3 protein-coding genes are annotated in these 4,244 nt (G+C 67.3%); all 3 read right to left on the bottom strand.

Annotated elements, in window-relative coordinates; all coding sequences use genetic code 11:
* A partial coding sequence (gene holA / locus RKP46_RS02315) for a DNA polymerase III subunit delta (RefSeq protein ID WP_311105131.1) occupies positions 1-1,012 on the bottom strand: 1,012 nt, incomplete at its 3' end.
* A gap of 11 nt (positions 1,013-1,023) precedes the next feature.
* Entirely contained in the window at positions 1,024-1,536 is a 513-nt protein-coding gene (gene lptE, locus RKP46_RS02310; RefSeq protein WP_311105130.1) for an LPS assembly lipoprotein LptE, read from the bottom strand.
* Positions 1,537-1,555: 19 nt separating this feature from the next.
* Positions 1,556-4,180 (bottom strand): leucine--tRNA ligase, encoded by a 2,625-nt coding sequence (leuS, locus tag RKP46_RS02305; RefSeq protein WP_311105159.1) that lies wholly within the window; start codon positions 4,178-4,180, stop codon positions 1,556-1,558.
* Positions 4,181-4,244 lie beyond the last annotated feature (64 nt).

Genomic DNA, 4,244 nt, shown 5'->3' with positions numbered 1-4,244 from the left:
CAGCCCTTCCGCCAGCGGCAAGGCTGAGCGCCAGGCGGCGGAACTCGTTCCACACGTCGCCGCTGCCCAGGCCCTTGATCATCCGGTCGATGTTCGCCGCGTGCTGCAGCGCCGCGGCAGCCTGCGGCGCGCTGCAGCGCTGCAGCGCCTGGCGCATCAGCGACTGCCGTGCGCCCCAGACGCGCGCTTCCTTGAGCAGCGCTTCGAGCGGCCGGCGCGCGGCCAGCCCGCGGCCGATCTGCGCCAGCGCGCGCACTTCCTCGCTGATCGCCCACAGAATCAGCAGCGGCGCCTCGCCTTCCTGCTGCAGGCCGTCCAGAATCCGCACCAGGCGCACCGGGTCGCCGACGAGCAGCGCGCTCCGCAGGTCGTCCAGATCGTAACGGGCAACGTTGAGCACCGCCGCGCGCACCTCGGCCAGGCTCAGTTCCTTTGCCGCGTAGAGCGCGCCGAGCTTGACGATCTCCTGGTGCGCGGCGAGCAGATTGCCTTCCACCCGATCGGCGATGAAGCGCAGGCTGGCGGCGTCCGCACGCTGTCCCTGGCGCGCCAGACGGCCGGCAATCCACGCCGGCAGTTCGCCCACAGCCGGCGCAACGAGCTTGACGACGGCACCCGCCGCGGCGATCGCCGCGACCCAGGCGGCTTTTTCATCACGCCAGTCGAGCTCGAACGCGCTGACCAGAAGCAGCACGTCGGGGGACGGCCGCGCGCAGTAGTCGTGCAGCGCCGCACTGCCCTCGCGGCCGGGCTTGCCGGTCGGCAGGCGCAGGTCGATCACCTTGCGCGCGCCGAACAGGGACAGACTGCCACCCGCCTGATAGAGCTCGTTCCAGTTGAAACCCGCTTGCGCGCTGAGCACTTCGCGCTCGTCGAAACCGCGCTGGCGTGCGGCCGCACGAATCGCGTCGGCCGCCTCGATGAGCAGCAGCGGCTCATCGCCATACACCAGATAGACCGGCTGCAGTTCGCGCGCGAGTTGCGCCGCCAACTGCTCGCCTTTGAGCAGCATCGGCGCGCCCGCTACTCGGCCGGCGGCGGCGCCACCGGCTTGACCGCGGCCAGCCGGCGCATCAACTGCTGCACGACGTCGTTCTCCATGTCGCGCCAGAGCAGAGCCTCTTCCTGCTGCTTGGCGAGAACGTTCGAATCGTCGTAGGTCAGATCGCGGATCAGCTCGATCTTTGCCGGCGGAACGAGATCGCGCCCCAGAGCGTCGACCACCCGGTAGTTGTAGAGAAAACGCAGGCGCAGTTCGTTGATCCGGCCAGTCCCGGAAACCGTGAAGACGACTCGGTCACGAAATTCCGCGCCGGGCAGCAAGGTGGCCTGCGCGTCCTTGGCCGATTCCGCGACCTGCGTCCCCGAGGCGCGGATCAGGCGCTTCAGGCTCGCCCCGATGACCGAATAGTCGGGCATCGCCAGATAGATGCTTTCATAGGGCAAGGCGTACGATCCGCGCAACTGGAAACCACAGCCGGCGAGCAGCGCCAGCAGCGCGCAGAACAGTCCCTTGCACCAGCGCGGAAGACGCATCGATGTTGTCCTTGCCGACTCAGGCGACGATGTTGACCAGGCGACCGGGAACGACCACCAGCTTCTTCGGCGGCGCTCCGGCCAGATGTTTGTGCGCCGCTTCGCTGGCCAGCGCAGCCGCTTCGATCACCTCGCGCGTTGCGTCCGCCGGCACGCGCAGGCTGCCACGCAGGCGCCCGTTGATCTGCAGCACGAGTTCGATCTCGGCCCGCTGCAGGGCCTGCGCATCGACCTGCGGAAAACGCGCTGCGCTCGCCGAGCGACCGGGGCAGAGCGCCGCGTAGAGCGCTTCGCAGATATGCGGAACGATCGGGCTGAGCAACAGGCTCACCGCCTCGAGCGTTTCCTGGCGAACGGCGCGCGCCAGCGGCGAATCGTCGGCCACCCGGGCGAGCGCATTGAGCAGTTCCATGACCGCCGCGATCGCCGTATTGAACTGCTTGCGCCGACCGTAGTCGTCGGCGACCTTGCCGATCGTCTGGTGCAACTGGCGGCGCAGCGCCTGCAGTGCCGCCGGCAGATCGGCCGCCAGATCGCCGGCGAGCGGCGCCACCGGGCCGCCGGCGACATGCTCGAAGACCATCCGCCAGAGCCGCTTGAGAAAACGAAACGCGCCTTCCACACCGGCATCCGACCATTCCAGCGACTGATCGGGCGGGCTGGCGAACATCGTGAACAGGCGTGCCGTGTCGGCGCCGTAGCGGTCGATCAGCGCTTGCGGATCGACGCCGTTGTTCTTCGACTTCGACATCTTCTCGCTGCCGCCGACGGCGACCGGCAGACCGTCGGCGCGCAGCGTCGCCCCGACGACGCGCCCGTGCTCGTCGTGCACGACCTCGACCTCGGCGGGGTTGATCCACGCCTTCTTGCCATCGTCGTCCAGGCGATAGAAAGTCGGCGCGACGACCATCCCCTGCGTCAGCAGATTGGCGAAGGGTTCGTCCAGCCGCCACTCGCCGAACAGCCCGACATCGCGCATCAGCTTGGTCCAGAAACGCGAATAGAGCAGGTGCAGAATGGCGTGTTCGATCCCCCCGACGTACTGATCGATGCCGCCCGCGCACCAATACGCGACGCGCTCGTCGACCATCGCCTGCGTGTTGTCCGGGCAGCAATAGCGCAGGAAATACCACGAGGACTCGACGAACGTATCCAGCGTGTCGGTCTCCCGGCGCGCCGGCTGCGCGCAGCGCGGACACGTGCACTGCTGGAACTCGGGCATCCGGGCGAGCGGCGAGCCGGCGCCGGTGATCGTCACATTCTCGGGCAGGACGACCGGCAAATCCTCGTCCGGCACCGGCACGTCGCCGCAGGTAGCGCAATGGATGATCGGAATCGGGCAGCCCCAGTAGCGCTGGCGGGAAATCCCCCAGTCGCGCAGACGATACTGCACCTTCTTCTCGCCCAGCCCCTTGGCCGCCAGATCGGCGGCAATCGCCGCCACCGCCGCCGGATACGCCAGCCCGTCGTACTTGCCCGAGTTGATGCAGACGCCGCGCTCCTTGTCGGCGTACCACTCCTGCCAGCCGGCGAGCGAAAACGTCTCGCCGTCGACCGCGATCACCTGGCGAATCGGCAAGCCGTACTTGCCGGCGAAGGCGAAGTCGCGTTCATCGTGCGCCGGGACGGCCATCACCGCGCCGTCGCCGTAGCCCATCAGCACGTAATTGCCGATCCACACCTCGAGCTGCTCGCCGCTCAGCGGATGGCGGACGAAAATCCCGGTCGGCATTCCCTTCTTTTCCATCGTCGCCAGATCGGCTTCGGCGACACCGCCCTGCTTGCATTCCTCGACGAAAGCGGCGATCTGCGCATCGCGCGCCGCGGCGTAGGTCGCCAGCGGATGCTCGGCGGCGACCGCGCAAAAAGTGACGCCCATGATCGTATCGGCGCGCGTCGTAAACACCCACAACAGCCCCGCCTCGCCGTCGAGCTCGTAGGGGAACGCAAAGCGCACGCCGGTGCTGCGGCCGATCCAGTTCTTCTGCATCAGCCTGACCTGTTCCGGCCAACCCTCGAGCCGCTCCAGATCGTCCAGCAACTCGTCGGCGTAAGCGGTGATCTTCATGTAATACATCGGGATTTCGCGCTTTTCGACGAGCGCCCCGGAACGCCAGCCGCGCCCGTCGATCACCTGTTCGTTGGCGAGCACCGTGTGCTCGGCCGGGTCCCAGTTGACCGTACCGAGACGCTTGTAGATCAAGCCTTTGGCGTACAGCCGGGTGAACAGCCACTGCTCCCAGCGGTAATACTCGGGCGAACAGGTGGCGAGCTCGCGCTGCCAGTCGATGGCGAAACCCAGCCGCTGCAACTGCTTGCGCATGTCATCGATGTTGGCGTAGGTCCACTGCGCCGGCGGCACCCCGTTCTGGATCGCCGCATTCTCGGCCGGCATACCGAAAGCATCCCAGCCCATCGGCTGCAGCACGTTGCGCCCCTGCATGCGGTAGAAGCGGGCGAGCACGTCGCCGATCGTATAGTTGCGCACGTGACCCATGTGCAGCTTGCCGGAGGGATACGGAAACATCGACAGGCAGTAATACTTCGGCCGGCTGGCGTCTTCCAGCGCGCGCGCCGCGCCGCTCTGGGTCCAGAATTCCTGTGCAGCCGCTTCGACGTCGGCGGGTTGATACTTTTCCTGCATGATGGGGGACGATCCGGGAATGGGCAGAGTGGCGATTATACGCGGTCGCGCCTGGCCCTGCGCC

Source organism: Accumulibacter sp. (assembly GCF_031732815.1).
Classification (GTDB): Bacteria; Pseudomonadota; Gammaproteobacteria; order Burkholderiales; family Rhodocyclaceae; genus Accumulibacter.
This window is presented reverse-complemented; position numbering and strand designations above follow the sequence as displayed.